General features: G+C 60.4%; 20 protein-coding genes. 10 read left to right on the forward strand and 10 right to left on the reverse strand.

The window, feature by feature from the left end:
* The first annotated feature begins 20 nt into the window (after positions 1-20).
* The 4 genes from NF78_RS12940 to NF78_RS31840 all read left to right on the forward strand — a co-directional run bounded on the left by NF78_RS12940 (position 21) and on the right by NF78_RS31840 (position 4839).
* Positions 21-668: a hypothetical protein gene (locus NF78_RS12940; RefSeq protein WP_156119752.1), complete on the forward strand. Its 648-nt coding sequence runs from the start codon at positions 21-23 to the stop codon at positions 666-668.
* Positions 669-921: 253 nt separating this feature from the next.
* Positions 922-1386 carry a carboxypeptidase-like regulatory domain-containing protein gene (locus tag NF78_RS12945; RefSeq protein ID WP_035986940.1) on the forward strand — a complete coding sequence of 155 codons (465 nt, stop codon included), beginning with the start codon at positions 922-924 and terminating at the stop codon, positions 1384-1386.
* A gap of 704 nt (positions 1387-2090) precedes the next feature.
* Positions 2091-3131 (forward strand): fatty acid desaturase, encoded by a 1041-nt coding sequence (locus NF78_RS12950; protein ID WP_035986942.1) that lies wholly within the window; start codon positions 2091-2093, stop codon positions 3129-3131.
* 220 nt (positions 3132-3351) lie between these two features.
* Positions 3352-4839, forward strand: coding sequence for a DUF3747 domain-containing protein (locus tag NF78_RS31840; protein WP_035986946.1), 1488 nt, complete (start codon positions 3352-3354; stop codon positions 4837-4839).
* 46 nt (positions 4840-4885) lie between these two features.
* On the opposite strand, the gene NF78_RS12960 is transcribed toward NF78_RS31840, so the two are convergent.
* Entirely contained in the window at positions 4886-5272 is a 387-nt protein-coding gene (locus NF78_RS12960) for a winged helix-turn-helix transcriptional regulator (protein ID WP_052050316.1), read from the reverse strand.
* A gap of 168 nt (positions 5273-5440) precedes the next feature.
* Between NF78_RS12960 and NF78_RS12965 the strand changes: the two genes are divergently transcribed.
* Positions 5441-6043: a flavodoxin family protein gene (locus NF78_RS12965; protein WP_035986948.1), complete on the forward strand. Its 603-nt coding sequence runs from the start codon at positions 5441-5443 to the stop codon at positions 6041-6043.
* Positions 6044-6159: 116 nt separating this feature from the next.
* On the opposite strand, the gene NF78_RS12970 is transcribed toward NF78_RS12965, so the two are convergent.
* Together NF78_RS12970 and NF78_RS12975 are read right to left on the reverse strand one after the other, a co-directional pair.
* Positions 6160-7452, reverse strand: a complete 1293-nt coding sequence (locus NF78_RS12970) for a Glu/Leu/Phe/Val family dehydrogenase (RefSeq protein ID WP_035986951.1) — start codon at positions 7450-7452, stop codon at positions 6160-6162.
* Positions 7453-7680: 228 nt separating this feature from the next.
* Positions 7681-9594 (reverse strand): putative bifunctional diguanylate cyclase/phosphodiesterase, encoded by a 1914-nt coding sequence (locus tag NF78_RS12975; protein WP_035986954.1) that lies wholly within the window; start codon positions 9592-9594, stop codon positions 7681-7683.
* A gap of 342 nt (positions 9595-9936) precedes the next feature.
* On the opposite strand from NF78_RS12975, the gene NF78_RS12980 reads away from it, so the two are divergent.
* Complete coding sequence (locus tag NF78_RS12980; protein ID WP_035986956.1) at positions 9937-10143, forward strand: hypothetical protein; 207 nt, start codon at positions 9937-9939, stop codon at positions 10141-10143.
* A gap of 102 nt (positions 10144-10245) precedes the next feature.
* On the opposite strand, the gene NF78_RS28240 is transcribed toward NF78_RS12980, so the two are convergent.
* Positions 10246-11712 (reverse strand): SGNH/GDSL hydrolase family protein, encoded by a 1467-nt coding sequence (locus NF78_RS28240; protein WP_052050319.1) that lies wholly within the window; start codon positions 11710-11712, stop codon positions 10246-10248.
* 93 nt (positions 11713-11805) lie between these two features.
* Positions 11806-12714, reverse strand: coding sequence for a DMT family transporter (locus tag NF78_RS12990; RefSeq protein WP_225885290.1), 909 nt, complete (start codon positions 12712-12714; stop codon positions 11806-11808).
* A gap of 373 nt (positions 12715-13087) precedes the next feature.
* Here NF78_RS12990 and groES point away from each other — a divergent pair, with 373 nt between their 5' ends.
* From groES to NF78_RS13010, 4 genes are all read left to right on the forward strand, one after another.
* Positions 13088-13399 (forward strand): co-chaperone GroES, encoded by a 312-nt coding sequence (groES, locus tag NF78_RS12995; RefSeq protein ID WP_035986961.1) that lies wholly within the window; start codon positions 13088-13090, stop codon positions 13397-13399.
* Between the two features lie 212 nt (positions 13400-13611).
* Entirely contained in the window at positions 13612-15243 is a 1632-nt protein-coding gene (gene groL, locus NF78_RS13000; RefSeq protein ID WP_035986963.1) for a chaperonin GroEL, read from the forward strand.
* Positions 15244-15602: 359 nt separating this feature from the next.
* Positions 15603-17093: a glutamine synthetase family protein gene (locus tag NF78_RS13005; protein ID WP_263970591.1), complete on the forward strand. Its 1491-nt coding sequence runs from the start codon at positions 15603-15605 to the stop codon at positions 17091-17093.
* Between the two features lie 469 nt (positions 17094-17562).
* The gene (locus tag NF78_RS13010) at positions 17563-18957 is read left to right on the forward strand and encodes an acetamidase/formamidase family protein (protein ID WP_052050322.1); all 1395 of its coding nucleotides are present in this window, start codon (positions 17563-17565) and stop codon (positions 18955-18957) included.
* 87 nt (positions 18958-19044) lie between these two features.
* Here NF78_RS13010 and NF78_RS28245 read toward each other — a convergent pair whose 3' ends face one another.
* The 5 genes from NF78_RS28245 to NF78_RS31140 all read right to left on the reverse strand — a co-directional run bounded on the left by NF78_RS28245 (position 19045) and on the right by NF78_RS31140 (position 26593).
* Entirely contained in the window at positions 19045-22083 is a 3039-nt protein-coding gene (locus tag NF78_RS28245; protein WP_081972607.1) for an EAL domain-containing protein, read from the reverse strand.
* The gene (locus NF78_RS13020) at positions 22064-22849 is read right to left on the reverse strand and encodes a FecR domain-containing protein (RefSeq protein WP_225885291.1); all 786 of its coding nucleotides are present in this window, start codon (positions 22847-22849) and stop codon (positions 22064-22066) included. The genes NF78_RS28245 and NF78_RS13020 overlap by 20 nt, the downstream gene beginning before the upstream one ends.
* A 357-nt stretch (positions 22850-23206) precedes the next feature.
* A complete protein-coding gene (gene glnT / locus NF78_RS13025) occupies positions 23207-24571 on the reverse strand; it encodes a type III glutamate--ammonia ligase (RefSeq protein WP_035986968.1) in 1365 nt (454 codons plus the stop codon).
* 115 nt (positions 24572-24686) lie between these two features.
* Entirely contained in the window at positions 24687-25415 is a 729-nt protein-coding gene (locus NF78_RS13030) for a type 1 glutamine amidotransferase (protein ID WP_035986970.1), read from the reverse strand.
* A gap of 266 nt (positions 25416-25681) precedes the next feature.
* Positions 25682-26593: a glycine zipper family protein gene (locus NF78_RS31140; RefSeq protein ID WP_156119753.1), complete on the reverse strand. Its 912-nt coding sequence runs from the start codon at positions 26591-26593 to the stop codon at positions 25682-25684.
* Positions 26594-26903: the final 310 nt, after the last annotated feature.

Consider the following 26903-nt stretch of genomic DNA (forward strand, 5'->3'; position numbering starts at 1 on the left):
CTATCCTGTCCAGCAGGAAAATGAGTGCAAAATCCGTTCTTCTGGGGTGTAAAAGCCCAACTTCAATGATATTTGATCGCATTCTGGAAGACGCCCTGAGGTTTATTCGTCGCCTGCTTTGGTGGCGCGAACATGCCACAGAGGAAACCCCTAAGCCGTTCCAATCCATGCGAGTTATCCATGGGGAATTTAGCCTGATTTCTCTAGTCGAAGGGCGCGACACCCCCAGGGCCATGCGAAGCTGGATCTACTCACCAAAGCGCTGCGACCTGAATTCGACCAAATCTGTTGTCCGCAAAATAAGCGACGATCTACACATTTATCTAGACTTTTTAGGCCCTTTGCCCAATGCCAGCTCCCCTAGAGCCACTCAGGAACGGCAGGAGCGTCAGCTCAAACGGCGCTCCGGTGAAAAGGTGCCAACCCACCGCCTCCAGGTGCTGAGAGCCAGCCATTTTCTAAACGAAAATGGCTTTTATGACTATGAACTGGTCTTCTGGGAAGATTTTGATTTCTACTGGCCCAATGGCCAACAGCCCGACCTGTTGGCCAGAATTACCACGGACAAACTCGCCTACCACTGCCTCAATCGAACGCGGGTTTTTGACATGACGGCTGAGGATTGGAGCGCGCTGCTACAGTCAATTTGGAAAGAAATCAGAGCATAAGCAGGCGATCGCAGGGAGTATACCGATATCATTCCGGGTTGGTCGCACCTCTGGTGCGAACGTCACGCTGACCGTAGCGATCGCTAGGCGACCCATCCCGGTCCCTGAAACCTTTGGCGCCGTTGCTCCTGCGAAGCGGCTTCGCCAACAGGATGACAACAGTGGGATACACCTCATCTCGGGGCGAGTCGCGGCTCAGCTGACCAAAACTCTCGCTACAATGAAGGCCGTACAGATTACGGGTCGCTGCGCTATGAAACGGTTGATTGTTGCTTTGGTCATGTGTTTGGCCCTGGTGGGGTTCCCAACCCAGGCCAGCGCACACCAGGTCGAAACCTTTTACACCTTAGGCAATCAGCTTGAGTTTCAGTCTCAATTTAGTACTGGCGAGCCGTTTGTGGGTGCCACGGTGAGCGTTTTCGCTCCCAACAACCCCGACCAGCCCTGGCTCAGCACCACCACCGATGACAAGGGGCGGTTTTCATTTCTGCCCGACGAGTCGATCCCTGGGAATTGGGAAGTGGCGATCGAGGACGACACCCTCAGCCACGCCGACTACTGGACTGTGCCCGTGGGCGACAAGGGCATTGTCTACGACGCTATTAGCCTCGACTCCACCGAAGACGTCCACTACCGGGCCGCCACTGCCTTTATGCCGCTGGTGATGTCAATCGGTGGAGCGCTGCTCTGGTTAGGGTTTACCCGCCGCCGCCGCTAGGATACAGAGGGCAGTTGCCAATTCCTTTGCCGTCAATGGCCATCAATGGCCCAAAACCGAACAGGGAAGTGGGCTGATGGGCTTCTCTCAGAGGATTGAGCCCGGGGTTCTGCTTTAGGCGTTGCTGAATTGAGTAATGAATCTGTAAACTTGACATCCTTATCATCGCCCCCTAAGTCCCCCAATTCTGGGGGACTTTGAGATTTCGGCTCCCCCCAGAATTGGGGGGCGGGGGGGCATATCATACCTGCATTCAGCAACGCCCAGCTTTACAGGGATCCTGTTTCTCCCTGGTTTTACGGGCCGTCATTCCCTCCTGCCAGGGGAGAATTTTGGGGTTAATCCCAGGTTCAACCGGCAAGCAAAACTGAGCATGATATGGTTGTTAAGGAATAATAAGCGTCCCCCTGGGCCAGTCTTTGCTCCACTAAGCTGTTTGCGGCGATTATCTGAGTTGTTGAGTTGGTTTGGCTGGCTGATATCTCGATTTTGCAATCAAGCTAAGGCTCTGTTCGGTTCCCTGCGGGGTGAACAGATTTTTTTTGGGCAAAATAGTGCGTTGGCCCCGTCGCTGAGGACATCAGCCGATGGCTAAACAGCGCAATGCTGGGACGCTACCCGACGCGCAAACGTCTTACTCAAACCGACGCTTGCTGTTGTTCGGCCCTATAAGTTCGCACGTTAACGTTTCTGGAGACTAGTCCTTGACTGCAATTCTTGAGCCTTCCGCTAGAGCCGCGGGCACGAACCCCTATGGCGACCTGACGCTAAAGCAGGTGATTCAAACCATTCCCAAAGCCTACTTTCAAAAAGATCCTCGCAAAGCCTGGACGGCGGTGCTGCTGAGCGTGGGGGCTGTGGCCCTGGGGTACGCCGCGATCGCCCTTTCGCCCTGGTTTTTGCTGCCCGCGGCCTGGTTTTTCACCGGCACGGCCCTGACCGGCTTTTTTGTAATTGGCCACGACTGCGGCCACCGCTCCTTTGCCAACCGCCGCTGGGTCAACAACTGGCTGGGGCACATCATGTTTCTGCCGCTGATCTACCCCTTCCACAGCTGGCGACTACTCCACGACATTCACCACCGCCACACTAACAACATGGAGATTGACAACGCCTGGGCTCCCTGGAGCCAGGAGGAGTACAGCGGGGCCAACGGCCTGTTGCAGGCAGTTTACCGGCATATGCGGGGCTGGCTGTGGTGGCTGGCCTCGGTGGCCCACTGGGGGGCGCTGCACTTTGACCTGCGCAACTTTGAACCCCGCGATCGCGCCAAGGTGATGCGCTCCATTGCCGCTGTGGTGATCTTTGCGCTGGTGTTTTTCCCCACTCTGTTCTATTTCGCTGGTCCCTGGGGCGTGGTGAAGTACTGGCTGATGCCCTGGCTGGGCTACCACTTCTGGATGAGCACCTTTACTCTGGTCCACCACACCATTCCCGACATTCAGTTCCGCTACAGCGACACCTGGAATGAGGTCGAGGCGCAGCTCTCCGGCACCCTCCACTGCGACTATCCCAAGTGGATCGAGGTGCTGTGTCACGATATCAACGTCCATGTTCCCCACCATATTTCAGTCGGTATTCCGTCCTACAACCTGCGGCCTGCCTACGCCGCCCTCAGAGAAAACTGGGCCCCGCTGATGAAGGAAACCCGGTTCTCCCTCGACCTGATGCGGACAATTACGGGGCGCTGTCATATCTATCACCCCGAGCAGGCGTACCAAACTTTCCGCGATCTGAGGCCCTAGGCCAACCCTCGCGCTAGGAGACCCTGCGCTCCCCTGACCGGCCTGGAGTTTCTGGGCCGGTTTTTTCTGGCCTTTGGTCTGGCTCGGGCCAATTGGTAAACTGCGACACGTTACCGGCGAAATTGCCCTTGCCATCGCCACAATCGTGAGTAGCATTAGGAGTCTTGCTAGCGCTTGGCCCCCACTGCCACTCCACTCCTCACACCGCTACACCACTGCTATGGCCCTGCTGTCTCGTTCCCTGAATATGTTGTTGACGACTGCTGCCCTAGCGCTGGCGGGGCTGACGGCCTCTCCGGCGGCGGCCCAGCAGTTTGAACAGCAGCCCATTGACCCCAGCCTCACCGTGGCGATCGCTTCTCCGGTGCGCGACGGGGCGTTCTACAACCTGATGATTTTGGAACAAGTTCCCAACCAGCGCCAGTGCTGGCAGGAACAAAATACGGGCAGCGGGCCGGTGTCCATCGACCCGCTGCTGCTCAACTTTGACTTCGCTGGAGCCTGCGATCGCAAAACCGACAGCAACGGCTATTCAGTGCGGATCAACGGCCAGGACCTGGGCGTGCACTACCGCCTGGAGGTGTCTGCCCGACAGAATGACCTGGTGCTGTTTGCCCGTCCCACCCGCGATCGCAGTGCTCCGCCGATTGAAATTGGCCGCACCAACGGCCGCCCTCAGGGCAACACTGGCGGCTTCCTCAAAATTCAGCTCAACCCAGGCTGGCAGATGGCCCGGCGAGTTTTTAACGGCCAGCCCGTCGGCCACATCTACCTCACCCACGACGCCCCGCTGAATGTGCGCCTGGCCGAGGGGGCCGCGCCACCCCTGTCGCAGTCCCCCGCCGCGCCTGCCCTTCCCGTTGTACCCGGTGCCCCCATTACTCAGGCTCCGCCCCCGCCTCCCAGCGGCACCACCCCCACGGGCAACCACTTCCGCGTCATTGTGCCGATTGTCAACAACAACACCCTGCAGCAGGTGCGCGCCGTCGAGCCCGAGGCCTTTCGCACCACGGTCGATGGTCAGGCGGTGGTGCAGGTGGGTCTGTTCCGCGATCGCCAGCGGGCCGATGAAATCTATAGCGCCCTGGTGGCCGCCAGCCTGCCCGCCAAAATCGTCGCCGCCTCCGCCCCGGCGGTGGCCTCCAACCCGGTCATCCCTCCCATTCCCCGGGGCTCAATCGTGGTGGTGATTGACCCCGGCCACGGCGGCCGCGACCCCGGCGCTATCGGCATCGGCGGCATTCAGGAAAAGCAGATCAACACCACCATCTCTAACCGGGTGCGCCAGCAGCTCCAGGCGGCGGGCATCACGGTGCTGATGACCCGTGACAGCGATGTATTTGTCGATCTCGACGCCCGTGCCCAGATGGCCAACCGGGCCGGGGCCAACCTGTTTGTCAGCATCCACGCCAACGCCATCAGCATGAGCCGCCCCGAGGTCAACGGCCTGGAGACCTACTACTTCTCCAGCGGCGAGCGGCTGGCCCGCAGCATCCACAGCGCCGTGCTGCGGAATGTCAATATGCGCGATCGCGGCGTGCGCCAGGCCCGCTTCTACGTGCTGCGCTACACCACCATGCCCTCGGTGCTGGTGGAAACCGGCTTTGTCACCGGGGCCGAAGACGCTGCCCGCTTCCGCGACCCCGCCGCCGTCAACCGCATCGCCGACGGCATCGCCCGGGGCATCCTGGACTACCTGGGCCGGTAAACGCTCAGCATCGGGAGGACAGCCCCCTGCAGCTAGCCCCTCCCGGCTAAACCGTCAGCTCCGACTCGGGGGCCGGGTCAAAGCAGACCTCGACCTCTGGCGGGGCGGTGGGGCCGTACCAGCGCTGGGCCAAATCGTTGAGCTGATCGAGAATGGCGACGAGTTCGCCTGCCCGCTCGGTCAGGCTGTAGGTGACCTGGGGCGGCACCGTGGGCTCGTAGTGGCGGTCCACAATGCCCTCCTGCTCGAGCATGCGCAGACGCTCGGTCAGCATTTTGGTGGAAATGCCCTCCACCTGCCGCCGCAGCGCCCCAAACCGGGTGGGGCCAGCGGTTGAGAGAATCCAGAGAATGTACATTGTCCAGGGCCCGGACAGGACCGTCATCAGTTGGTTGACGGGGCAGGGGTTGCGATCGCTGGTGCGGCTAGACATGGCAACAGGGCTCAAGGGGTAGGGTTCTGGGTTCAAGGGTGACCTTAAATCCTCCACGTATAGCAGAATACCTGATTTCAGGAATTCAGTAGTTACCTCAGGGTTTCTACTTTACTTTGGTAAGTAGTTACTTTTAGTATCCAGAAGTAACGTGACAGGTAAAGTTTTATGGCAACCATTGCAATTGTTTACTTTTCTGGCGGCGGCCATACCCACCTGATGGCGGAGGCGATCGCGGCCGGAGTCCGCACCGCAGGTCACAACCCAGAGCTGCTGAGGATTACCGGTGAGCAAATCAACCAGGGCCGCTGGCAGGACGACGCCACCATGGCTCGTCTGAACGAAGCCGACGCGATCGTATTTGGCTCGCCCACCTACATGGGCGGGGTGGCGGCCCAGTTCAAAGCCTTTCTCGATGCCGCCAGCTCCGCCTGGTTTGTGCAGCAGTGGAAAGACAAAATTGCCGCTGGCTTTACCCACTCCAGCTCCCCCAGCGGCGATAAGCAGGGCACCCTGCTCTACCTGGCGATCAACGCCGCCCAGCACGGCATGGTCTGGATTGGGGCCACCGACATGCCCAGCCAGTACCAGGGCAAAGACGACGGCGTCAACCGCCTGGGCTCATTCCTGGGGATTATGGGCCAAAGCGCGATGACCATGGACGGCAGCCCCGCAGCCATCGAAGCGGGCGATCGCCTCACCGCCGAGCTATTTGGCCAGCGGGTTGCCCAGGCCGTTGAGCGCTGGGGCCGGGTGCCGGTGGCGGCATAGGGTAGGTGTTGGGTGGCAGGTGTTGGGTGGCAGGTGTTGGGTGGCAGGTGTTGGGTGGCAGGTGGCAGGCAAACCCGATACCCGATACCCAAAACCCAATACCCTTTTCTTGCTTTCTAAATCCCGCTGACGTAGTAGTCGCGGGTGCCCTTGGCGTTGAGGGCGTCGCCCAGGCGCTCCAGGGCGTGAACGTAGGCGGCGGTGCGAGGGCGAATCTCGAGTTCCTGGGCAATCTTCCAGATGCGTTCGGCCTCGGTCACCATCATCGTCTTGAGGCGGCTGTTGACGTCTTCAACAGACCAGTAGAGGCCGCTGCGGTTTTGCACCCACTCAAAGTAGCTCACCGTTACCCCGCCTGCATTTACCAGAATGTCGGGAAAGACGTAAATGCCCTTGGCTGACAAAATATCGTCGGCCTCGGAGGTGATGGGGCCATTGGCCACCTCAAAGATGTAGCGGGCCTTAATCGTATCGGCGTTCTCGGCGGTGATCTGGTTCTCCAGCGCGGCCGGAATCAGAATGTCGACATCCAGGGACAGCAGTTCGTCGTTAGTGATCACGGCGTGGTCCTGCACGATGTTGCAGACCGTGCCCTCGCAGTACACGGCCTTGAGGCTGCGGGTTGAGGCTTTGAACTGCTGAATGCTGGGAATATCGAGCCCGGCGGGGGCATAGACTCCGCCCTGGGAGTCGCTCACCGCCACCACCTTATAGCCCGCATCAAACAACAGCCGGGCGATCACGCTGCCCGCATTGCCAAAGCCCTGCACCGCTACGGTGGTCAGTTCTGGGGATTTGCCAAAGCGGGCCATCAGCGCCTGGAGCACGTAGAATGCACCCGTTCCCGTGGCGGTGTCGCGCCCCTGGCTGCCGCCCATACTCAGGGGCTTGCCGGTGATCACCGCCGGGCTCAGCCTGCGGGTGATGATGCTGTACTGATCCATCATCCAGCCCATGATCATGGGGTTGGTGTAGACGTCGGGGGCGGGCACGTCCACGTCGGGGCCAATGAAGTTGGCGATCGCGTCAATATAGCCCCGGCTCAACCGCTCCAGCTCAAACTTCGACAGTTCCTTTGGGTTCACCGTCACCCCGCCCTTGGCCCCGCCCAGGGGCAAATTCAGCGCCGCGCACTTGAACGTCATCCAGAAGGCCAGGGACTGCACCTCGTCCAGGCTGACATCGGGGTGAAAGCGAATGCCCCCCTTAGTAGGGCCACGGGTATCGTCGTAGCGCACCCGGTAGCCTTGAAACACCTTCAGGGAGCCGTTGTCCATGCGCACCGGAATCGACACGGTAAGACTGGCTTTGGGATAGCGCAACCGCTCAGAGGCGTCCTCAGAAATGGCAACGTACTTGAGCGCCCGCTCCAGGCGACGGTTGGCATCGGACAAAATTGAGGTGGCCATAGACGAACACCAGGGATGAAGGAATGGGTGAACCAGCGAATGATGCCGCTGTTATTAAGGTTCCGCCAGGCCGAATCGGCTCCGCCAAAAAGCAATATTTTGTATTGAAAGCTACCGTTTTACTCTCCCTCACCCCTGCACAAAGCGCAGAGTACAAAACATTGACCGTTCAATTTTGACGTTTACACTCCCCCATCCACCCTCCCACCCATCCCCCCATCCACTCACCTACTCACCCACCCCCAACCCCCGCCCCTCCCGCAGCAGCGTCGTCAAATTCTGCGCCGTCAGCGGCCTGGAGAAGAGATAGCCCTGGCCGTAGCTGTAGTTCAGCTCCAGCATCAGGTCGCGCTGGTCGGCATGCTCAATCCCCTCGGCCACCAGGTCAAAGTTGATGCCCTCCGACAGGTTGGCGATCGCCCGACAGATCGCCACTTTCTCCAAATTTTGGGCGTTAGTGGGAATGAAAAAGCGATCGACTTTGACCTCATCGAAGCGAAACTGCAGAAGCTGGGCCAGCCCCGACTGACCCATGCCAAAGTCATCGACCTTGAGCCGCAGCGACATATCCCGCAGCTCTTGCAGGCTTTGCAGGTAGCGCTCCAGGTTGTTGTAGATGCCCCGCTCCGTGATTTCAATGCCAAAGCGGTTGCTGGTAATGCCCGCCCCCGCCACCCGCTGCATGATGCGGTCCAAAAAGTCGTCGTCCTCCAGCTCCAGGGGGCTGATGTTGACCGAGAGATTGAACTGGGGCGAGATCTCCTGCCACCGGGCCAGTTGCTCCAGGGCGTGGCTGAGTACCCAGTCGCTGATGCGGTGCACCAGCCCTGTCGCCTCGGCCACCGGAATAAACTCCGAGGGCGACACCCGACCCAGGTGAGCCGAGTCCCACCGGATCAGGGCTTCGGCTCCGACAATCGTGCCGGTTTCCATACAGCAGATGGGCTGGTAGGCGAGCCAGAACTCCAGCTCACTGCTGCGCTGCTCCAGGTAAGCCTCCAGGGTGATCTGACGCAGCCGCCGTCGAGCCAGATCGCTATTCCACGCCTGAATGCGGTGCTGGGGCAGATTCGAACGCCGGTTGCGTTTGGCCTCCCGCAGGGCGGTTTCGGCGGCCTGAAGCAGACGGTTGATCGGGGTGTCTTCCCCAAACGCCTCGACGGTGCCGCTGGCAACGCCAATGGAGGCGCTAATACTGATGCCCTCAACCTCAATCGCGAGAATATTAACCAGCACATCTTCCGCGATCGCGGCGGGGGTAGGGTAGGGCTCAGCAGCGGCGTCCGCCGCAGGCAGCAGCAGCAGAAATTCGTCGCCACCGTTGCGTAACGCAATGCCGCCATAGCGCTGGGCCTGATCTTGCAGTACCCCAGCGACCGCTTTCAACAACTCATCCCCCAAGAAATGGCCCCGCTGGTCGTTGATCAGCTTAAAACGATCGAGGTCAATGAAAAGGCAGATATCCCAGGTGGCCAGTTCCATATCGAGCACCCGGCGGTTGTAGAGGCCCGTCAGGGGGTCGTGGATAACGCCACTCACTTCGGCAAACGTGAGGTAGAGCAGCTGATCCGACAGGGGGGTGACAAGGGTGGTGTACCAGCCAGAAACCTCGCCCTTGTAGTGAAACTCTAGCCGCCGCGATTCTCCTGACTCCAGGGTCTGAAAGTAGAGATCGATGAGGGACTCCTGGTAGGGGTAGACCGGCTGGCGGTGGACAGGCATTTTTTCGCAGAGGCGATCGCCCGGCCTGAGCAAATTATTAGTGATGCCCAGGGCGGCAGGGTTGAGCTTGAGCAGGGTGAGGTCGTCGCCGCTGCGTTCGTAAAGCATTTTGCCGGTCAGGGCCTGATCCCAGGTGGCCTCCAGCAGACTAAAGGTTTCGCTCAGGTAGCGCAGGCGCGTCTGGCTGGCGAGTAAGGCCACCACCGCCGTCCAGGAAATTCCCGCCGTCACCCAGTGCCAGCGGGTGCTGTGCAGGTGCAGGGCGCTTAGGGTGTGTCCCACGCCGCAGCTGAAGACGAACAAAATCATCAACAGCAGGTTGAGCCAAACCTCGCGCTTGCTCCACCGCAGCAGCGGCAGCAGCGTCAGGGGAATAATGAAATACGCCGCTGCGATCGCCCCATTGGCAGCCGTCTCCATGCCTGGCTCTCTCCTCCGCAATGCCCCTGTCTGGTTTTAGCCTAGACATGGAATCGGCTCGAACAAACATCCCGGTTCAATTATTAACTGACCAGGGATTGAACACACACCGAAGAATCACCCCATTCAGCCCAGGACAGTGGGCGGAGATTTGGGCAGACGGATCCGCTGGTGCGAAGTGCAACAGCCTGTTGCGAAGCACAACAAAATTTGTCAGGGCGTAAAGGTTCAGCTGGGAACAGTAGCGGTTGGGTTGGGCTTTTCAGAAAATGGTGGGATGCGCCCGCAACCTCGGTCCTGTGGCCCAGGTTGCCCCAGCCCCTGATCAAGAGGACAACCGCTATGACGACTCCCAAAGAAGTATTTGAGCACCTCAAGCAGCTTGAAGAGGTCGATACCGTGCAAAGTGCCAAATACCGCGAAGAGGCCCAGGAAGTGCTGGCCGACGACACCATCAGTTTGAAATGGCGGCGCGCGATCGCCGATCGCCTCAACCGAGCCAACCACGACCTGGGTCTGCACACCGTCACCACCGACGAAAGCTATTAAATCAGCCGCCCAGGGACAGACAGAGGCCCCGCATCCATCACGCTAACGGCCTCTGTCTGATATTCCACCCCCTGGCGCCCAGGTACCGTCACCCAGATACCATCACCCCAGATCGGCACTCACCGCCAGCCAAGCCTCCGGGCTGGGCACCAGAGCGTTTGCGGTCGCTTCAGCCAGGTTGCTTGTGCCCTGGGGCAGCCAGTCGGCCTCGAACCCAGCGCTCAGGGTCGGCAGCAGGTCGGCCCCAGCCTGTACGTAACCAGCCTCCACCAGGGCGACCTGAAACACGTCCGATAGCAGGTCGTGGACTCGCGTTGTCGGGTGCTGCTGATCCCACCAGAAAAAGCCGGGGTCGTTGAGCAGCAGTGGGTCGGGGCCATTGGGCAGCAACGGGTTGAACAGTGGGTCGGTGACATTGGTAAAGCCAAACTCTGCCGGCGCGCCAATGATCTCGTTGGTGAGCCCAAACAGATCGACCGGAATGATGTCAATGGGCAGAGCTTGCTCTAGCGCCGTGAGGGCATTGGCCAGCCCCCCATTGAACCCCAGGCTCAGGGCCGTAGCCTGCTGGCTGGTGCCGTCGAGCAGGGTGCGGGGGGTGAGGCCCAGGTTGGGCAGGTTGGGCACCAGGAAGGTGTCTGCCCCCCGCGCCGCCAAACTGCCGATCGCCGTGGCAATATTCTGCACCGAGTTGGCTAGAAAGGCCGGAATCGCGGCGGGGTCGCTGGGCAGGTTAAACAGGTCATTGGCCCCGGCCCACACCACGTACAGACCATCGGGGTTGGCCGCTCCCTCGCCCAGGCTACCGAGATAGCTATCCACCTGGTCCAGCAGCCCCGGCAGGTTGGGATCGATGCCTGTAATCGATCCAATCAGCGGATCGAGGCCGTTGTCGCGGCCCGTGGTGGCTCCTCCGAGGGCAAAATTTTGCACCTGGGCTGGCTCTAGCCCCAGGTCACTCGCCAAGTAGTCCACCCAGATATCGCCGTTGGAAAATCGCCCCTGGGAGTAGGGAAAGGGCGGGAAAAAGCCGGTGAGCCGGAACAGGTTGCCGGGGTCGGAGAGGCTGTCGCCAAAAATGGTCAGGCTGTTGAAGCTGGGCACCAGCGCCTGGGTTTGAAAGCTCTCCGGCGTCAGGCTGGTGGCCTCCACGTTGAGCAGAATGACGCTAGGTTCTGGCTGGTTCAGGTAGCGCAGGGTGGTGTTGCCCCCCTGCTGGGCGATCGCAATCTGCCCCAGACTCAATCCGCCCTGCAGCAAAAACCGATCGACCCCAGGGGTAAAATCCACCACGGTATCGACCCGGCCATCGTTTCTCAGCACAAAGGTATCCTGTCCTGCCCCGCCGACAAGGCGATTTTGGCCCAGGCCGCCGTCCAGCAGGTCGTTGCCTGGTCCACCATAGAGGCGATCGTTGCCCCCACCCCCAAACAACTGGTTGTTACCCCCCAGGCCAATCAAAATCTCGTCTCCGTCGCCCCCAATGAGCCGATCATCGCCAAATCCTCCCAGCAGAACGGTGCTGCCAAACAGGTTAATGGGGCCAATCAGGGCAGAAATTGGGCTCAAAAAAGACAATATTAGCGATGCCATAATGCCTCCCGGCAAAAAATAAGCTGGCACAAACTATGCTCAGCATAGCGAACGCTAATTTCCTCTCACTCACACTTTGGGCAGACTCAGCACGACATTTACGCCCAGCAAGATTAGCCCCATACTGGCCACCATAGGGGCGGTTAGCGGCTCCCGAAAAAACAGCCAGGCCAGGGCCGCCACAAAAATCGGCACCAAACTGTAGACCACGCTGGCGGTGCGGGTCGGCCCCACCTGCTGAATGCTGAGGTTAAACAGCAGGTAGGCAACCCCCGAAGCCGCCACCCCCATATAGACAATGGCCAGGAGCGAGTTCCAGGAGACGAGGGTGAGCTGCTGCCACCAGCGTTCGGCGGCAGCCAGCCCCAGCAGCTGCCCCACCCCCGCCACCGCCGCATAGAAGGTGATCGTCAGCCCCGAGTAGCGCTGGCTCAGCTGCTTGATGATTAGCGAATACACCACCCAGCACAGCACGGCGCACAGCATCAGCCCATCGCCCCGGTTTAGCTCCAGGGTCAAGAGGTTAGTCAGGTTACCCCGCGTCAGCAGCGTCAGCACCCCCAGCAGCGCCAGCACAATGCCTGCGTACTGGCGGCGGGTCAGCCGTTCGCCAATGAACAGAGCCGCCATCACCCCAGTCACCACCGGGTTAAAGGCGTTGATAATGGCAGTGTTGGCGGTGGCCGTGTAGCGCAGGCTGAGAAAGAAAAAATAGTGGTAGCCCACCACCCCAAACAGCCCCAGCAGCGCCATGGCACCCCAGTCCGATCGCGCCACCGTTAGCGCCTTACTCGGCCGAGCACTACGGCTGATCAAGAGCCCCAGCACCACCATCGCAATCACGTAGCGCAGCAGAGATGTCGTCAGCGGTCCCAGGTCCACCGTGGTGTACTTGCCCGCCACAAAGCTACCGGCAAACAGAAAGCTGGTCAGCACGGGCAGCCAAACCTTGGAACCGGGCAAAAAGGACATAGCCATTGCTCTGAGGAGATAAATACTATAAGCGTTCAAACGCAGCCATTCCCAGCCCGATTCTGACCGCGATCGCCCCCCTCTCTCCCTCACCCATCCACCCTCTCTCCCTCACCCATCCACCCTCTCTCCCTCACCCATCCACCCACCCACCCTCCCTCCCTCCCTCCCATCCACCCTCCTACCCATCCACCCTCCCACTCATCCCCCCAGTTCGGGAACCCGTACAGGTCTCCGCGTTGCGATCGCCCCCCTCCGCGCCGTAAATTAGCACTCGGAGCTTGTGAGTGCTAAGCTCTAAAGTCTGTGTGGTGCGCCTGTATTGCGTAGGGTATGTCCCTCAGGCGCTGTCTTAATAGCAAATTCGGAGAAGCATTGTATGGCAGCTATCACGTTGGCGGCATCTAGCGTTAAGCCCCTAGCCGATCGAGTTTTGATTAAAGTAAGTGCGTCCGAAGAGACCACCGCTGGCGGCATTCTGCTACCCGACACTGCCAAGGAAAAGCCTCAGGTGGGCGAAATTACCGCCGTAGGTCCCGGCAAAGCCGATGACAAGGGCAGCCGCCAGGCTATGGAAGTCAAGGTTGGCGACAAGGTGCTCTACTCCAAGTACGCCGGTACCGATATCAAGCTGGGCGGCGACGAATTTGTGCTGCTGTCTGAGAAGGACATTCTGGCGGTGCTGGGCTAGGCCCAATTTTGGATTTTAGCTGGTGAATTTTGGCCGCGTAGGGTGGGCACTGCCCACCACTGACTACGCCGGATTTTATTGGGTTTTGCGATCGCCTTGCCCAGCCCTCCTAACCGCTGAAACCCGCCGTTTGCCTCCCCCCTCTGACCAAAACCGTCTGACCGACACGTTCCCGTTCACTCCTAACTCTTCTTGCGGAGAAAATCGATTCCATGGCTAAGCGCATTGTTTACAACGAAAACGCCCGTCGCGCCCTCGAAAAAGGGATGGACATTCTGACCGAAGCTGTGGCCGTCACCCTCGGCCCCAAAGGCCGCAACGTGGTGCTCGAAAAGAAATTTGGTGCCCCCCAAATCGTCAATGACGGTGTCACCATCGCCAAAGAAATTGAGCTCGAGGACAACATCGAGAATACCGGTGTGGCCCTGATTCGTCAGGCCGCCAGCAAAACCAATGACGCTGCTGGCGACGGCACCACCACCGCTACCGTGCTGGCCCACGCGATCGTCAAAGAAGGTCTGCGCAACGTGGCCGCTGGTGCCAACGCGATTTCGCTGAAGCGCGGCATTGACAAGGCCACCGCCTTCCTGGTGGAGAAAATTGCTGAGCACGCCCGCCCGGTGGAAGACTCCAAATCCATCGCCCAGGTCGGCTCCATCTCCGCCGGTAACGACGAAGAAGTCGGTGCCATGATCGCCGAAGCCATGGAGAAAGTGGGCCGCGAAGGCGTCATCTCCCTGGAAGAGGGCAAGTCCATGACCACCGAACTGGAGGTCACCGAGGGCATGCGCTTCGACAAGGGCTATGTCTCCCCCTACTTTGTCACCGACACCGAGCGTATGGAAGCGGTGCTGGATGAGCCCTACATCCTGATCACCGACAAGAAAATTGCCCTGGTGCAGGATCTGGTGCCCGTGCTAGAGCAAGTGGCTCGCTCCGGTCGCCCCCTGATCATCATTGCCGAAGACATTGAGAAAGAGGCCCTGGCCACCCTGGTGGTCAACCGTCTGCGCGGTGTGCTGAACGTGGCCGCTGTGAAAGCGCCTGGGTTTGGCGATCGCCGCAAAGCCATGCTCGAAGACATCGCCGTGCTGACTGGTGGTCAGGTGATCTCTGAAGACACCGGCCTCAAGCTCGACAACACCAAGCTCGACATGTTGGGTCAGGCCCGCCGCCTCACCATCACCAAAGACACCACCACCATTGTCGCCGAAGGCAACGAGAAGGATGTCAAGGCCCGCTGTGAGCAGATCCGTCGCCAGATCGAAGAGACCGACTCCACCTACGACAAAGAGAAGCTCCAGGAGCGCCTGGCCAAGCTCTCCGGCGGTGTGGCCGTAATCAAGGTCGGGGCTGCCACCGAAACCGAGATGAAGGACCGCAAGCTGCGCCTGGAAGACGCCATCAACGCCACCAAGGCGGCTGTGGAAGAGGGCATCGTCCCCGGCGGCGGTACCACCCTGGCCCACCTGGTGCCCGACCTGATCACCTGGGTTGATGCCAACCTCAGCGCCGAAGAGCACACCGGCGCTAGCATTGTTGCCCGCGCCCTGGCCGCGCCGCTGATGCGCATTGCCGAAAACGCTGGCCAGAACGGTGCTGTGATCGCCGAGCGGGTCAAAGAGAAGGACTTCAACGTTGGCTACAACGCCGCCAACGGCGAGTTTGTCGACATGTTTGACGCCGGTATTGTTGACCCCGCCAAGGTGACCCGCTCTGCCCTGCAGAATGCGGCCTCCATCGCCGGTATGGTGCTGACCACCGAGTGCATCGTGGTCGATCTGCCCGAACCCAAAGAAGGCGCTCCCGCTGGCGCTGGCATGGGCGGCGACTTCGACTACTAAGCGATCGCCCAACACCAGGTGGCGATGATCACCTGACTTAGCTTGAAAGCCGCCCTGACTATCATCAGGGCGGCTTTTTTTATTGGCCCTTGACACCACTCCAGCTCCGTCTCCTGCCAGCTCCGACCCGCGGAACCTGGTTCGAAAACATTGAGCCCGTAGCGCATTGCCGTAGCCGAGCAGGCTCGATGCCCTTCGCCCGACTGAATCGGGGCCAACCAGACAGGATTGGATATCAGCCCCCTTCAGGTTTCTAGATCGACGTATCAAAGGCTACAAACTTGTCATAACAAGTTGGCTTTACTGAAACCAGCCATAACCGCTTTATCCAAAGCTTAGGAGGTCTCACGGTGACTGGAGTGCTGACACGGGTTGACACCTCGACGGATCTGGAGCGCTACGTCGTCGCCGAGGGGCGCGATGAGCTGGTCAAGCAAGTGCGGGCCAAAATTGACGAACTGGGGATTCAGTACATCTACTACCAGTTCATTTCGGTCACCGGACGCATTGTCGGCAAGGGCATTCCGGCCGACTACTGGGAAGCTACGGCGGCGAACGGCTTTCAGCTGGTCTACGGGGCGACGGTCAACCTGGCGATGGATCGCAACAGCCAGTACCTGGGCTACGGGCCAGAGGCCGCCGAACTCGTTGCCATCCCCGACCCGGAGACCTTTTGTCAGCTGCCCTGGGATAAGCGGGTGGCCCGGGTCTACTGCGTCTGCTTCCGCAACCGCGAAGAGGAGGTGGATGCGGCGGCGTTTTTGACCGGCGACTGTCGCGGCAACCTCAAGCGCATCCACACGGAATTTCAGGAGAAGCACGGCCTGCAGCTGCGCCACGGCTGCGAACCCGAGATGATGTGGCTGAAAAAAGGGCCCGACGGCAGGCCCGACGGCGGCGTCACCAAGCCCAACTGCTACCACATCGACCAGTTTGAGGAGCTGCGCCCGGTCTTTCTGCGGGTGATCGAGTACAGCCGGGCCATGGGCCTGGACATGATCCAGGGCGACCACGAGGACGCGCCGGGACAGCTAGAGCTGAACTTTATGTTCGACGACGCGCTCAGGACCTGCGATCGCCTCACCACCTACCGCCAGATCTGCGCCCAGGTGGCCCGCGAGTTTAACCTGATCGCCTGCTTCATGTCGAAGCCGTTTATGGGGGTGTCGGCCTCGGGCTGCCACCATAACCTGTCCCTGTGGCGCGGCGGTGAACCGGCGATCAAGATGTTTGGCTTTGACAGCCTGCCCGGTCTGGAGGGCAACTACACCTACCACCGGGGCGGCGAGAATACCTTCATGCCGGTGGAGGGCACCTCCAAACGCATTCCTGGCCCGGTGGGGCTGCACTGCATCGGCGGCGTGATTGAGCACCTGCCCGCCCTGACGGCGATCGGCTGCTCCACGGTCAACTCCTACCGCCGCCTGTGGGATGCGGGCTTTTGGGCTCCGGTGTACTCCGACTGGGGCTACCAAAATCGCACCTGTGGCCTGCGAGTGTCCGCCCCCGGTCGCTTTGAGTATCGGGCGGTTGACTCCATGGTCAACCCCTACCTGATGGCCGCCGCCATGCTCAAGGCCTTTGACGACGGCCTCAGCCGCCAGCTCGACCCCGGCGAGCCAGAGCAGCGCAATATCTACGAGGCGATGGACAGCGGCAAGCAGGTGAAAAAGCTGCCCATGTCCCTGGGTGAAGCGCTGGATGCCCTGGCCTCCGACGAGGTAATCAAATCGGCGCTGCCGGGGGAGATGTACCGCCTCTACGACCAGTACAAGCGGGATGAGTGGATCCGCTTTTTGGCCACCACTACTAACTGGGATGTGGAGAACTACATGGACTGTCTGCCCTAGTACTTGACCAACCTGATTGTGACAGGCTCCAACCGTCTAACGGTGCAGGGTACACGGTGTACGGTTTAAGGACTGCCGTGAACCGTACACCGTGTACCGTGAGCCCCGCCAATCTGTCATCTTTGGCTTGGCAGACTCCTAGGTAGATAGAAAAACTGGGTTTCTGGGGCGACAAATAGGTCCTCTGGGGCGCGCCGAAGAAACCTGGTTTCCGGGCGCGTATTCTTTTTACGCTGTCCCTCTGGTTCCTACCTCTAAAGAGAGTTGTCGCAGGCGAGACCCCAGGGTTCTTCTGCCCTTGGCGCTGTGCAAATCAGTCTACCCCTACAAGCACCCTGGGGTCTGTGCAGCAGATTTCCCTTGTCATGGGAACCTGGAAAAATTAAGTTTCTCAGTATACAGAAGCGAGACACCTGATGCAGAACCATAGGGGAGGTTTATGGTCAAAAATTCTCGCAGGAGACTTAAAATGTCTGAAAATCGCAAAAAACGGTGGCCGAAGCTGTGGCCGTCGTTGTTTGTTGCCACGGTCGTTCTCTGCTTTGGGGCCAGCTTTTTGCCTACGGGCATGCCCCGGGCCAGCGCGGCGGTGCCTCCCCTCGAAAGCACGCTGCCTACAAGCTGCTCTAACGCTTCTAGCAGCCCCCGCCACTACCAGGTGGCCGCTAGCCCCGAAACGGTGCACTGGGGCTTTTACAGCAAAAATCTGGCCCCAGTCGTTGCGATCAATTCCCAAGACTACGTGACCCTAGAGACCATTACCCACCACGCGGGCGACGACTACGATCGCATGATTGCAGGTGACCCAGCGATCGAGGCGATCTACAACTGGACGGCGGAGGAAAAGACCATCAGCGATCGCGGCCCCGGCGTACACATTCTCACGGGTCCGGTCTACGTGTGCGGGGCCGAGCCGGGCGACCTGCTGGAGGTGAGGATGGTTGACCTGAAGCTGCGGCCCAGCGGCAGCGACCCCACCAAAACCTACGGATCCAACGCCGCCGCCTGGTGGGGCTTCCAGTACGACAACCACCGCGAAGAGCCTGCCCCTCGCGAAGTGATCACCCTCTATGAGATGGACGCCACCGGGGAGCAGGACTACGCCACCGCCCTCTACCGCTACCAGTGGACGCCCCAAACCACCCCCGACGGTACGGTGCATGAAACTATCGACTACCCCGGCATCATTGTTGATCACGACACCGTGACCGAAATTGGCGAAACCCTGGAAGGGGTAAAGGTGCCCCTACGCCTGCACCTGGGCTCCATGGGGGTGGCCCCCAGCGAGGCGGAGGTAGTCGACTCGATTCCACCCAGCTACTTTGGTGGCAACATCGACAACCGCAACATTGGCATTGGTACCGCCATGTACTATCCGGTGGCGGTGCCGGGGGCGCTGTTCTCCGGCGGTGACGCCCACGCCTCCCAGGGCGATTCTGAGCTGGATGGCACCGCCATTGAGACCTCAATTACCGGCGTGTTCCAGTTCGTGCTGCACAAGCAGGCGGATCTGGCGGGCACCATTCTCGAAGGAGTCAATTACCCGCTGCTTGAAACCCCGGACAGCTGGATTGTCCACGGCTTTACCTTCCCCAACTATCTTGAAGCCCTAGGCGATGATGCCCAGAGCGAAATCTACACGCTGTCTTCCCTGGACCCGGCGCTCAAGGATAGCTCGGCCAAGCTGCGCGACTTCTTGATGAACGGCATGAACCTCACTGAAGACGAAGCGTTTTCGCTGATTACCGTGGGGGCCGACTTTGCCATAACCCAGGTGGTGGACGGCAACTGGGGCGTGCACGGCATTATTCCTAAGGGCATCTTTGACCCGGCCAATGTGAAGCCCAAGCCCGTAGCCGGGTGATCCCCTGGGTAACGGTCTGTTTACCACCCTGACTACATCCGCAAAGGTCCAGAGCGCCTGGGGAGTGTGCAGTCCCTGGGCGCTCTTTTACCGCTCTCGGCTTCCCCTCTCCCCTCGCAGGTACTGGCTGAACTGACTGACGCTGAGGGGGCGGGCAAAGAGATACCCCTGACCAAATTCACAGCCCAGCCGGTTGAGCGCCTGCAGCTGGGCAGACTGCTCAATCCCTTCGGCAATGACCTGGATGTTGAGGTGGGTGGCGAGGCGAAGGATGGCTTCGACGATGCCGTACTGCTGGGAACTTTGATGGATTCTGTCGATGAAGCTGCGATCGATTTTGAGCATGTCGACGGGGATCTGCTGCAGGTAGCCCAGGGAGGAGTAGCCGGTGCCAAAGTCGTCAATGCTGAGCCGGATGCCGCGATCGCGCAGCGCCTGAATCATCTGCACAGCCTGAGCCGGGTTTTCCATCACCACGGTTTCGGTGATTTCGAGCTTGAGGTTGGCCGGGGGCAAGCCGCTAACCGCCAAGCTGTCTTCAATCACGGCGACCAGGTCGGGCTGCAAAAACTGAGTCGTTGACAGATTAATACTCATGACTGCATCCGCAGGCATGAGAAGGCGACGACGCCAGCGCTGCATTTGATTGCAGGCTTCCCGCAGGACCCAGCCACCAATCGGTACCATCAGCCCAGACTCTTCGGCAATGGTCAAAAAATCGCTGGGCGACAGCAGCCCCCGTGAGGGGTGTCGCCAGCGCAGCAGCGCCTCACAGCCCATCAGATGCTGGGACATAAGGCCAACGATCGGCTGGTAGTGGAGCTGGAATTCCTGCTGCTCCAGGGCCAGCCGGAGTGATGTCTCAATCTGAAGGGATCGGCGCACATCCAGGTGCATATCGGGGGCAAACAGCGCGTAGCCGAGGCCATTGACCTTGGCCTGGTACATGGCGGTATCGGCGTCGCGCAGCAGTTCGTCGGGGTGGTGGTACTGGGAACCGCCGATCACAATGCCAATGCTGGTGTTGGTAAACAGCTGTTGCCCGGCCAGGCTCAGAGGCTGGGCAAACCGCTGGCGAATGCGCTGGGCCACCGCGATCGCATCCTCGACCTGCTCCAGGGTGGTCAGCAAAATGGTGAACTCGTCGCCCCCAAAGCGCGCCACTACATCGGTGGGGCGCACACAATCCTGCACGATGGTGGCCACCTGCTTCAGCAGTTCATCGCCAACCCAGTGGCCAAAGGAGTCGTTGATCAGCTTGAAGCGATCGCAGTCGAGAAACAGCACCGCAAAGCGCTCATCCTGGGGCTGGCCAAATTGGGCGCTCAGGTGGCTGAGAAACTGGCGGCGGTTGGGCAGTCCGGTCAGCGCATCGTGCAGGGCTTCGTAGGCCAGCTGGTTCTGGGCCTCCTGGCGCTCGGCAATCTGCTCGTGCAGCGATCGGTTGAGCTGCTCTAGCTGCCGGGTGCGCACCTGCACCTGGTCCTCCAGGCTCTCGTTGAGCCGGCGCAGCTCGGTTTCCATGTGCTGACGGTAGGTGATGTCCTCAATCAAGACGATCGCCCCCCGCTCCCCGGCGACCAGCAGGTTATCTTCGGCGGTCAGGGGCTCCAGCCGCAGCTCGTACCAGCGGTTCGCGGCCTTGGGATCGCCCCGCTGCCTGACCTGGGTGGGCACCGGCTGAGCCGCCACCACCCGCTGCCACAGAGCCGACCAGCCCCCTGGGTCAAACCAGTCGGCCAGGGGACTGGCATTCAGGTTGTCCCCCGCCGTCAGTCCCAGCCAGTCGGTGGCCAGAGGGTTGGCAAACCACACGGTGCCATCGGCCGCAGCCGCCACCAGCCCCAGGGGGAGGCTGCGGGCAATGGCCGCCTGAATCGCCTGCGATCGCCCCAGCTGCTGGGTCAGATCGACCAGTTGAGCCACCCGAGAGGAGAGCCCAGGTGGCTCTATCCGTTCCTCCTGGGGCAGGGCCGGTAGGGGGGGCAGCACCAGCATGGCTCCGTAGCGGCGCTGCAGCCCAGCCGTTAGCTCCCGTAGCCACCGATTTTGCTGCCCCAGCTGTTGGGCGATACCCAAACTACCCACCGTCACGGCCATCAGCCCTGGCCCCACCACCGGCAGCCAGAGGTTAACCCCAAACAGAGCCAGGGCCAGCCCCCACCAGAGGATGACCAGGCCACCGATCAGGGCGACCCGCCGCCACACGGTGCCCTGTAGAGTGCCGTGGGGCAGCCGCCGCTGGAACACCACCGCCAGGGCGAAGGCCATAGCCAGCGCTCCGGCCCAGCTCCCCGGCAGCGGCTTGAGCCAGCGCTGGTGAAGCAAATTGTCGATCAGGGCTCCGTGCAGGTACACCCCACTGGCGGGTGGGTCACGGTCAAACGGGGTGACCCAGTCGTCGAGGCCCAGGGCTGTAGCCCCAATCAGCACCACCTTACCCTCAAAGGCCTGGGGCGCCACCCGCCCTTCAAGCACATCAACAAAGGAGTAGGTGTGCAGACGGGTGCTGGGGCCAGGCCAATTGACCCACAGGGGCCGATCAAGCGGCGGCAGAGGAACAGCCTGCTGGCTCAGGCTCAGGGCCTCTGCGGTGGCGATGGCCAGGGCGGGCTGTTCCCCCAGCTCGGGGGTCACGCTGTGAATGTAGCCGCCCTGGTGCTGCTGCAGGATGTGTCCACTGGTCAGGGCCGCAGCGGCCAGGGGGGGAGTTGGCCCCAGGGGCTGCCCCTGGCGGTTCCAGGCCGAAGCCAAAATGACGGCGGGGTGAGTGGCGATCGCCTCGGCAAAGGCCCCATCGTCGGGACTGGCCTCGCTAAACACCAGATCAAAAACAATCACCTGGGGCGACCCCCTCTGGAGTCGCCCCAGCAGTTCGGTATACCGCTGGCGCGGCCAGGGAAACGATCCCAATGCCGCCAGGCTGGCGTCATCGATGGCGATTAGCACCACCTGGTTGGCCCAGGGGCGCTCCCCCCGCAGGCGAAACCGCAAACCATATTCGGCCTGAACTATGGGCAGTAGCAGGCCCAACTCGCTGAAACCTACCACTACCAAACCAGCAACACCTACAGGTAGCAGGGCTAACAAACTCTGCCGAAACAGGTTAGAGAAGGTAGATCTCATGGATTTCCTGGCGGCCAAGGGGAGTGATCACTACAACCTCGACTCGCAACCGGGCCGTCGCCAGACGGGTGAGGCGAAACTCTCCCTGGCGATCGACGGTCTGTGGGGCTCCATCCACAAACACCGTGTTGACCGGGTCAACGCGGCCTATCAGCGTGACGAAACGAGTACCGCGCTCAAAAATCACCCGTCGCTCGTACTCCAGACCTGGGTCATCCCGCAGGGGCACGGGCTCGGTAGGCGGCTCTCCGGGGAAAATCAGGTTTTGAAACCCCGCAGGCACCGCCACGGTCTCTCCTACCGCCGTTGTGTCTACGGCTCCGCTCAAGGTGGCGATGCCGGTCTTGCCATCGTCCTGCACGTTGACCCCAAACTCAGTGCCGCGCACCCCGCTAATGCCCGCAGGGGTTTCGATTTCAAACTGCGAACCCTCGTGGGTAAAGCGCCGCAGCCGCGTTCTCACCTGCCCACGGGGCACGGTGAGATGGGTAATGCGTCCACCATCAGCAGCCATTTCCAGGGTGCGAATCCGTAGCTCAGTGCGCTCAGAAACGTCCAAAAACCCGACATCGGTATCGACGTTGAGAACCGCCGAAGACCGCGTGCCCGTGCGCAGGCCGTCACCTACCGCCCCGAGGTGGTCACCGACTCGGGCCGCTGTTGACCGCCCCGGACGCAGCAGGGTGACGTCGCCCTGCACTCGACTGACCACCAGGCCTCGATCGACCCGCACGGGGATAGCACTGGCCGCAAAAGATACCAGCAAGACCGTAGTAATACTTAAGACTCCCAACAGGAGCTGTTGCCGCCGTCTGGGCTGTCTATGGGGGGGGCAAGCCATTGGCTCTTTTCAATGATCAGTATCTGTGTATTTTCTACCATACTCTCCCTTGAGATCCGCAAAACCCTGTAGTAATTCTTCAGCCTTGTCCGCCTGCCCTGTGATAATTATTACATGGCCTGGTGGGTGCTACCGGAGAGCAAGACAGTAGGCTCAAGCAGGCCAAGCTCAAACAGGTTGCCCAAGCGGGGAAATCAGACCCTGCCTTGGGGCACCAGGGCAAGGGGACGAGGGCAGCCAGGGTAGGCATTGCAGGCGATCGCCAGGCGTTCTCTAGAATCCCTAGAAAAATTTCAGGTAGCGTTGAATTTCCCAGTCGGAGATGTGGCTGTGGTATTCCTCCCACTCCTGGGTCTTGAAATCCACGTAGGTTTTATACATCAGTGGCCCCATCACCGCTTCGCTGAGGGGGTCGGCGGCAAAGGCGGCGATCGCCTCCCCCAGGGTGCGCGGCAGGGTGTCGATGCCCATGGCCGTTAGCTCAGCCAAAGGATAGGTGTACATGTTCTCGCGGTGGGGTTCACCCGGGTCCAGCCCTTCGCGGATGCCCTCCAGCCCAGCGGCCAAAATCATCGCCGCCCCCAGGTATAGGTTGGTGGAGATGTCGGCGGCGCGGCACTCCACCCGGCCCCCGCCCATGGGAATGCGCAGCATGTTGGTGCGGTTATTGTTGCCGTAGCAGATGTAGACCGGCGCCCAGGTAAAGCCCGACATGCTGCCCTGGCGCACCAGCCGCTTGTAGCTATTCACCGTGGGGCAGGTGACGGCGACGATTGCCTTGGCATGCTTCAGCACCCCAGCAATGAACTGGTAGCCCAGCTTGGAGAGGCCGCAGGGGTCGGTGGGGTCTTCAAACAGGTTTTGGCCGGTTTCGAGATCCGCCAGGGACATGTTGTAGTGGGCACCGCTGCCGGTCTGGTTGGCGTAGGGTTTGGGCATAAAGCTGGCGAAGTAGCCCTGGGCGCGGGCCAGTTCCTTCACCATCAGCCGAAAGAACGTCAGGCGATCGGCCATGGTCAGGGCGTCGCAGTAGGTGAAGTCGGTTTCAAACTGGCCCTGGGCATCTTCGTGGTCAAAGGAGTACACATCCCAGCCCAGGCCGTTCATGGCGCTGACGATGGTGTCGAGGATTTTGTAGTTGTCGAGCACCGTGGGGATGGCGTAGGCAGCTTTGGCTAGGGTGTCGCGATCGCTCACCGGCCCAAACCCGGTCTCGGTATCTTTGAGGATAAAAAACTCGGTCTCGATGCCCAGGTTAAACCGGTAGCCCATGGCCGCCGCCTGGTCCAGCGCCCGCCGCAGAATGGTGCGGCAGCAGGCCTCGAAGGGCTGCCCCGCCAGGTACAGATCGCTGGCAAACCACACCACCTCCGGGTTCCAGGGCAGCACCGTGGCGCTGGCGGGGTCGGGCATGGTGCCCACTTCGTCGTCGCTAATCTCCTGGGGGACGCCGTCGAGGGCCGCACCGGTAAACAGCTCGGAGCCCTGCATCATGCGATCGAAGTGGCTCAGGGGCACCACCTTGCCCTTGCAGAGCCCGTGGATATCCACAAAGCTGGCCAGGGCATACTTCACCCCCTGCTGCTCCAACCGCTGCTGGAGGGCCTGGAGTTCGGCAGAAAGCGGCTGAATATCGGGATAGACCATGACCTTTAATCCTCACAACAACCGTGACCTCCCAGCGCTGGGGAGAAAATCAACGCACTGAGCAGGCTGGACGAGGCAGGTCATCCAGCACACAGCAGCGAGCCCCTGGGCTGACTCAGGTCTGCCGCAGTAGGGAAACCGTCTGGGCGGCAGCAACGACCTGGCTATACCAGGCATTGGCTAACTTTTCGGTGAACTGGGCCGACTGCACCCAGTGCAGGATCAACTGCTCCCGTAGCTCCTCAAACAGGTGGGGGTAATGGGCCTCAATCCAGTCAGTCTTGAAGGCAATCCAGTTCATCACAATTTCGGGCGTGACCTCGGGATGAAACTGCAAGCCGTAGGTGTGACTGCCCAGGCGAAATGCTTGATTGGCGCAGACGTCATTGGTTAGCAGCAGCTGGGCTCCAGTCGGCAAGTCAAAGGTGTCAAAGTGCCACTGCATCATCGGCATGCCTGGCGGATAGTCCTGAATCCAGGCTTCGCCCGCCGCCGTTACCGGAAACAGGGGCGTAAAACCCAGTTCAGGCCTCTCGTTTTGGTAGACCCGACTGCCAAAGGCCCGAGCAATTAGCTGGGCCCCCAGGCAAATGCCCAGCACCGGCCTGCCCTGATCGTGAAATTCTTGAATTAGCTGGATTACCCGCGCCAGGTGGGGAAAGTTGTCGTCTTCACAGGCATTCATAGGGCCGCCCAGTACGATCAACCCGTCGTAGTGCCCCGCTGGTGGAGTGGGCTGCTGAGGCACCAGCCAGGTGTGCAGCCAGGCTCCATTTACCTCCAGGTAACGACCCAAAATACCAATCGGGTCGGCCTCAACATGTTGAACAATCAAAATATCCATAAGCGGGTTCAACCTGGCCTTTGGACGGACGCTCGGGGGGGTCATCGTCGTTTATCCGTAGTGGATAAGTTCGGCTGGACTGTCCCTACTGAAGCGTACTAAACTTGTTATATCAAGTTATCTCAGGATTTTTCTGGATTGGCAAGTAATTCGTTGCCCAAGTCCCTGGGCGGCAGACTTGCCGCCGAATTGCAGCTAAACAACCACCCCCCAGGAGCAGGTCTGCTCCTGGGGGGTGTGCCGTATGGCTAGCTATTGCTCAGGCTTTACAGCATATCGGCTGTGCCAGTGTCGGGCCTGGGGGGTTGGTTGCGGCCGCGATCGTCAACGTAGCTGTTGGGCTGGCCAACGTTGACGCCGTAGCCTGAGTCAACTCGGCGATCGCGATCGCCAGGGTCATTGGTCACCGCTGACTCCAGGCGGTGCCACGCATCCTGAATAGCGTGCTTGGCCTTCTCCCAGCCCAGTCGCCCGTTGCCATTGCGACGCTCGTAGTCGCGCCGCAGGTGCGGCTCCGCCTGGCTAAAGGTGAGGCCTTGGCCAGAGTAGGTGTTGTAGCCCTCGTAGCCCGTGCGGTAGGCGGGGCTGTAGTCATCGTAGGTGTAGTCCGCCTCGCGGTAGGGGCGAGAGGAGAAATTGCTGCGCCAGTAGTCTTCCTCTGCCCGGTAGCGGCTGTTGTTGCGATCGACCCGGTCCCAGGCATCGCGGCTGGCATGACGGGCGCTGTCCCAGCCCACACGGTGACCGCTATACTGCCGCTCGTAGTCTTCCCTGAGCCGAGGTTCGGCCTGGTCGTAGGTCATTCCCTGCTGGGCGTAGCTGCTGTACCCTGTGTAGCCGGTGCGATAGGCGGGGCTGTAGTCATCGTAGGTGTAGTCGGACGCAGCGTAGGGACGGTTTTTATAGTTTGTGCGCCAGTAGTTGTCTTCGATAGTGGGGTCAATTTGCTCGGCGGTGTTTTTGCCCAGGAGCCCACCAGCGACCGCACCCACAGCTGCACCCACAACAGCACCGACCGGACCACCGACCACGCCACCGACCGCCGTACCAACGACACCGGCCCCAGCGGCCCCGACTCCAGTCCCAACTGGATGGGCACCAGGCTGGCCCGTAATCGGATCAGGATTGGCGTTGGGGTTGTTTTTTGAGTTTTTAGGGACTTCTCTATCGCTTCGCATGGGATTTAAATTCCAAATTGAGAACAGCGTTTTATGCCAGTCAAAAAAGAGTTGAGTCTCAACTAAATGCACAAAACATTGCCTACAACCTAGGTTTTTTTAAGCTCAGCCGGGTCGGTAGCGGGATAGAATTTGACCCTCTATAACGGGGCTGAATTTGCTTTGGGGCAAACCGTTCTGGAGGATAAATGAAGGTATATTCCTGGCTAGAAGGACCAGTGCAGGAGAGGTCTCTTCGTTTGGCTCGTATCTACAGCTACAAAAGCGACTTCGCTCGCCTGTTTTACTAGGCTGAAACTCCCGGAGTCGT

It is taken from the genome of Leptolyngbya sp. KIOST-1, assembly GCF_000763385.1.
Taxonomy (GTDB): domain Bacteria; phylum Cyanobacteriota; class Cyanobacteriia; order Phormidesmidales; family Phormidesmidaceae; genus Nodosilinea.

Bases quoted from the DNA above. Each gene is read 5' to 3' on its own strand.
- NF78_RS28245 (WP_081972607.1), bottom strand. From the start codon at position 22,083: ATGAGATCTACCTTCTCTAACCTGTTTCGGCAGAGTTTGTTAGCCCTG.
- NF78_RS12970 (WP_035986951.1), bottom strand. From the start codon at position 7,452: ATGGCCACCTCAATTTTGTCCGATGCCAACCGTCGCCTGGAGCGGGCG.
- NF78_RS12980 (WP_035986956.1), top strand. From the start codon at position 9,937: ATGACGACTCCCAAAGAAGTATTTGAGCACCTCAAGCAGCTTGAAGAG.
- NF78_RS12945 (WP_035986940.1), top strand. From the start codon at position 922: ATGAAACGGTTGATTGTTGCTTTGGTCATGTGTTTGGCCCTGGTGGGG.
- NF78_RS12965 (WP_035986948.1), top strand. From the start codon at position 5,441: ATGGCAACCATTGCAATTGTTTACTTTTCTGGCGGCGGCCATACCCAC.
- groL (WP_035986963.1), top strand. From the start codon at position 13,612: ATGGCTAAGCGCATTGTTTACAACGAAAACGCCCGTCGCGCCCTCGAA.
- NF78_RS13010 (WP_052050322.1), top strand. From the start codon at position 17,563: ATGTCTGAAAATCGCAAAAAACGGTGGCCGAAGCTGTGGCCGTCGTTG.
- NF78_RS13030 (WP_035986970.1), bottom strand. From the start codon at position 25,415: ATGGATATTTTGATTGTTCAACATGTTGAGGCCGACCCGATTGGTATT.
- glnT (WP_035986968.1), bottom strand. From the start codon at position 24,571: ATGGTCTATCCCGATATTCAGCCGCTTTCTGCCGAACTCCAGGCCCTC.
- NF78_RS31840 (WP_035986946.1), top strand. From the start codon at position 3,352: ATGGCCCTGCTGTCTCGTTCCCTGAATATGTTGTTGACGACTGCTGCC.
- NF78_RS12990 (WP_225885290.1), bottom strand. From the start codon at position 12,714: ATGGCTATGTCCTTTTTGCCCGGTTCCAAGGTTTGGCTGCCCGTGCTG.
- NF78_RS12975 (WP_035986954.1), bottom strand. From the start codon at position 9,594: ATGGAGACGGCTGCCAATGGGGCGATCGCAGCGGCGTATTTCATTATT.
- NF78_RS31140 (WP_156119753.1), bottom strand. From the start codon at position 26,593: ATGCGAAGCGATAGAGAAGTCCCTAAAAACTCAAAAAACAACCCCAAC.
- groES (WP_035986961.1), top strand. From the start codon at position 13,088: ATGGCAGCTATCACGTTGGCGGCATCTAGCGTTAAGCCCCTAGCCGAT.
- NF78_RS12960 (WP_052050316.1), bottom strand. From the start codon at position 5,272: ATGTCTAGCCGCACCAGCGATCGCAACCCCTGCCCCGTCAACCAACTG.
- NF78_RS12940 (WP_156119752.1), top strand. From the start codon at position 21: ATGAGTGCAAAATCCGTTCTTCTGGGGTGTAAAAGCCCAACTTCAATG.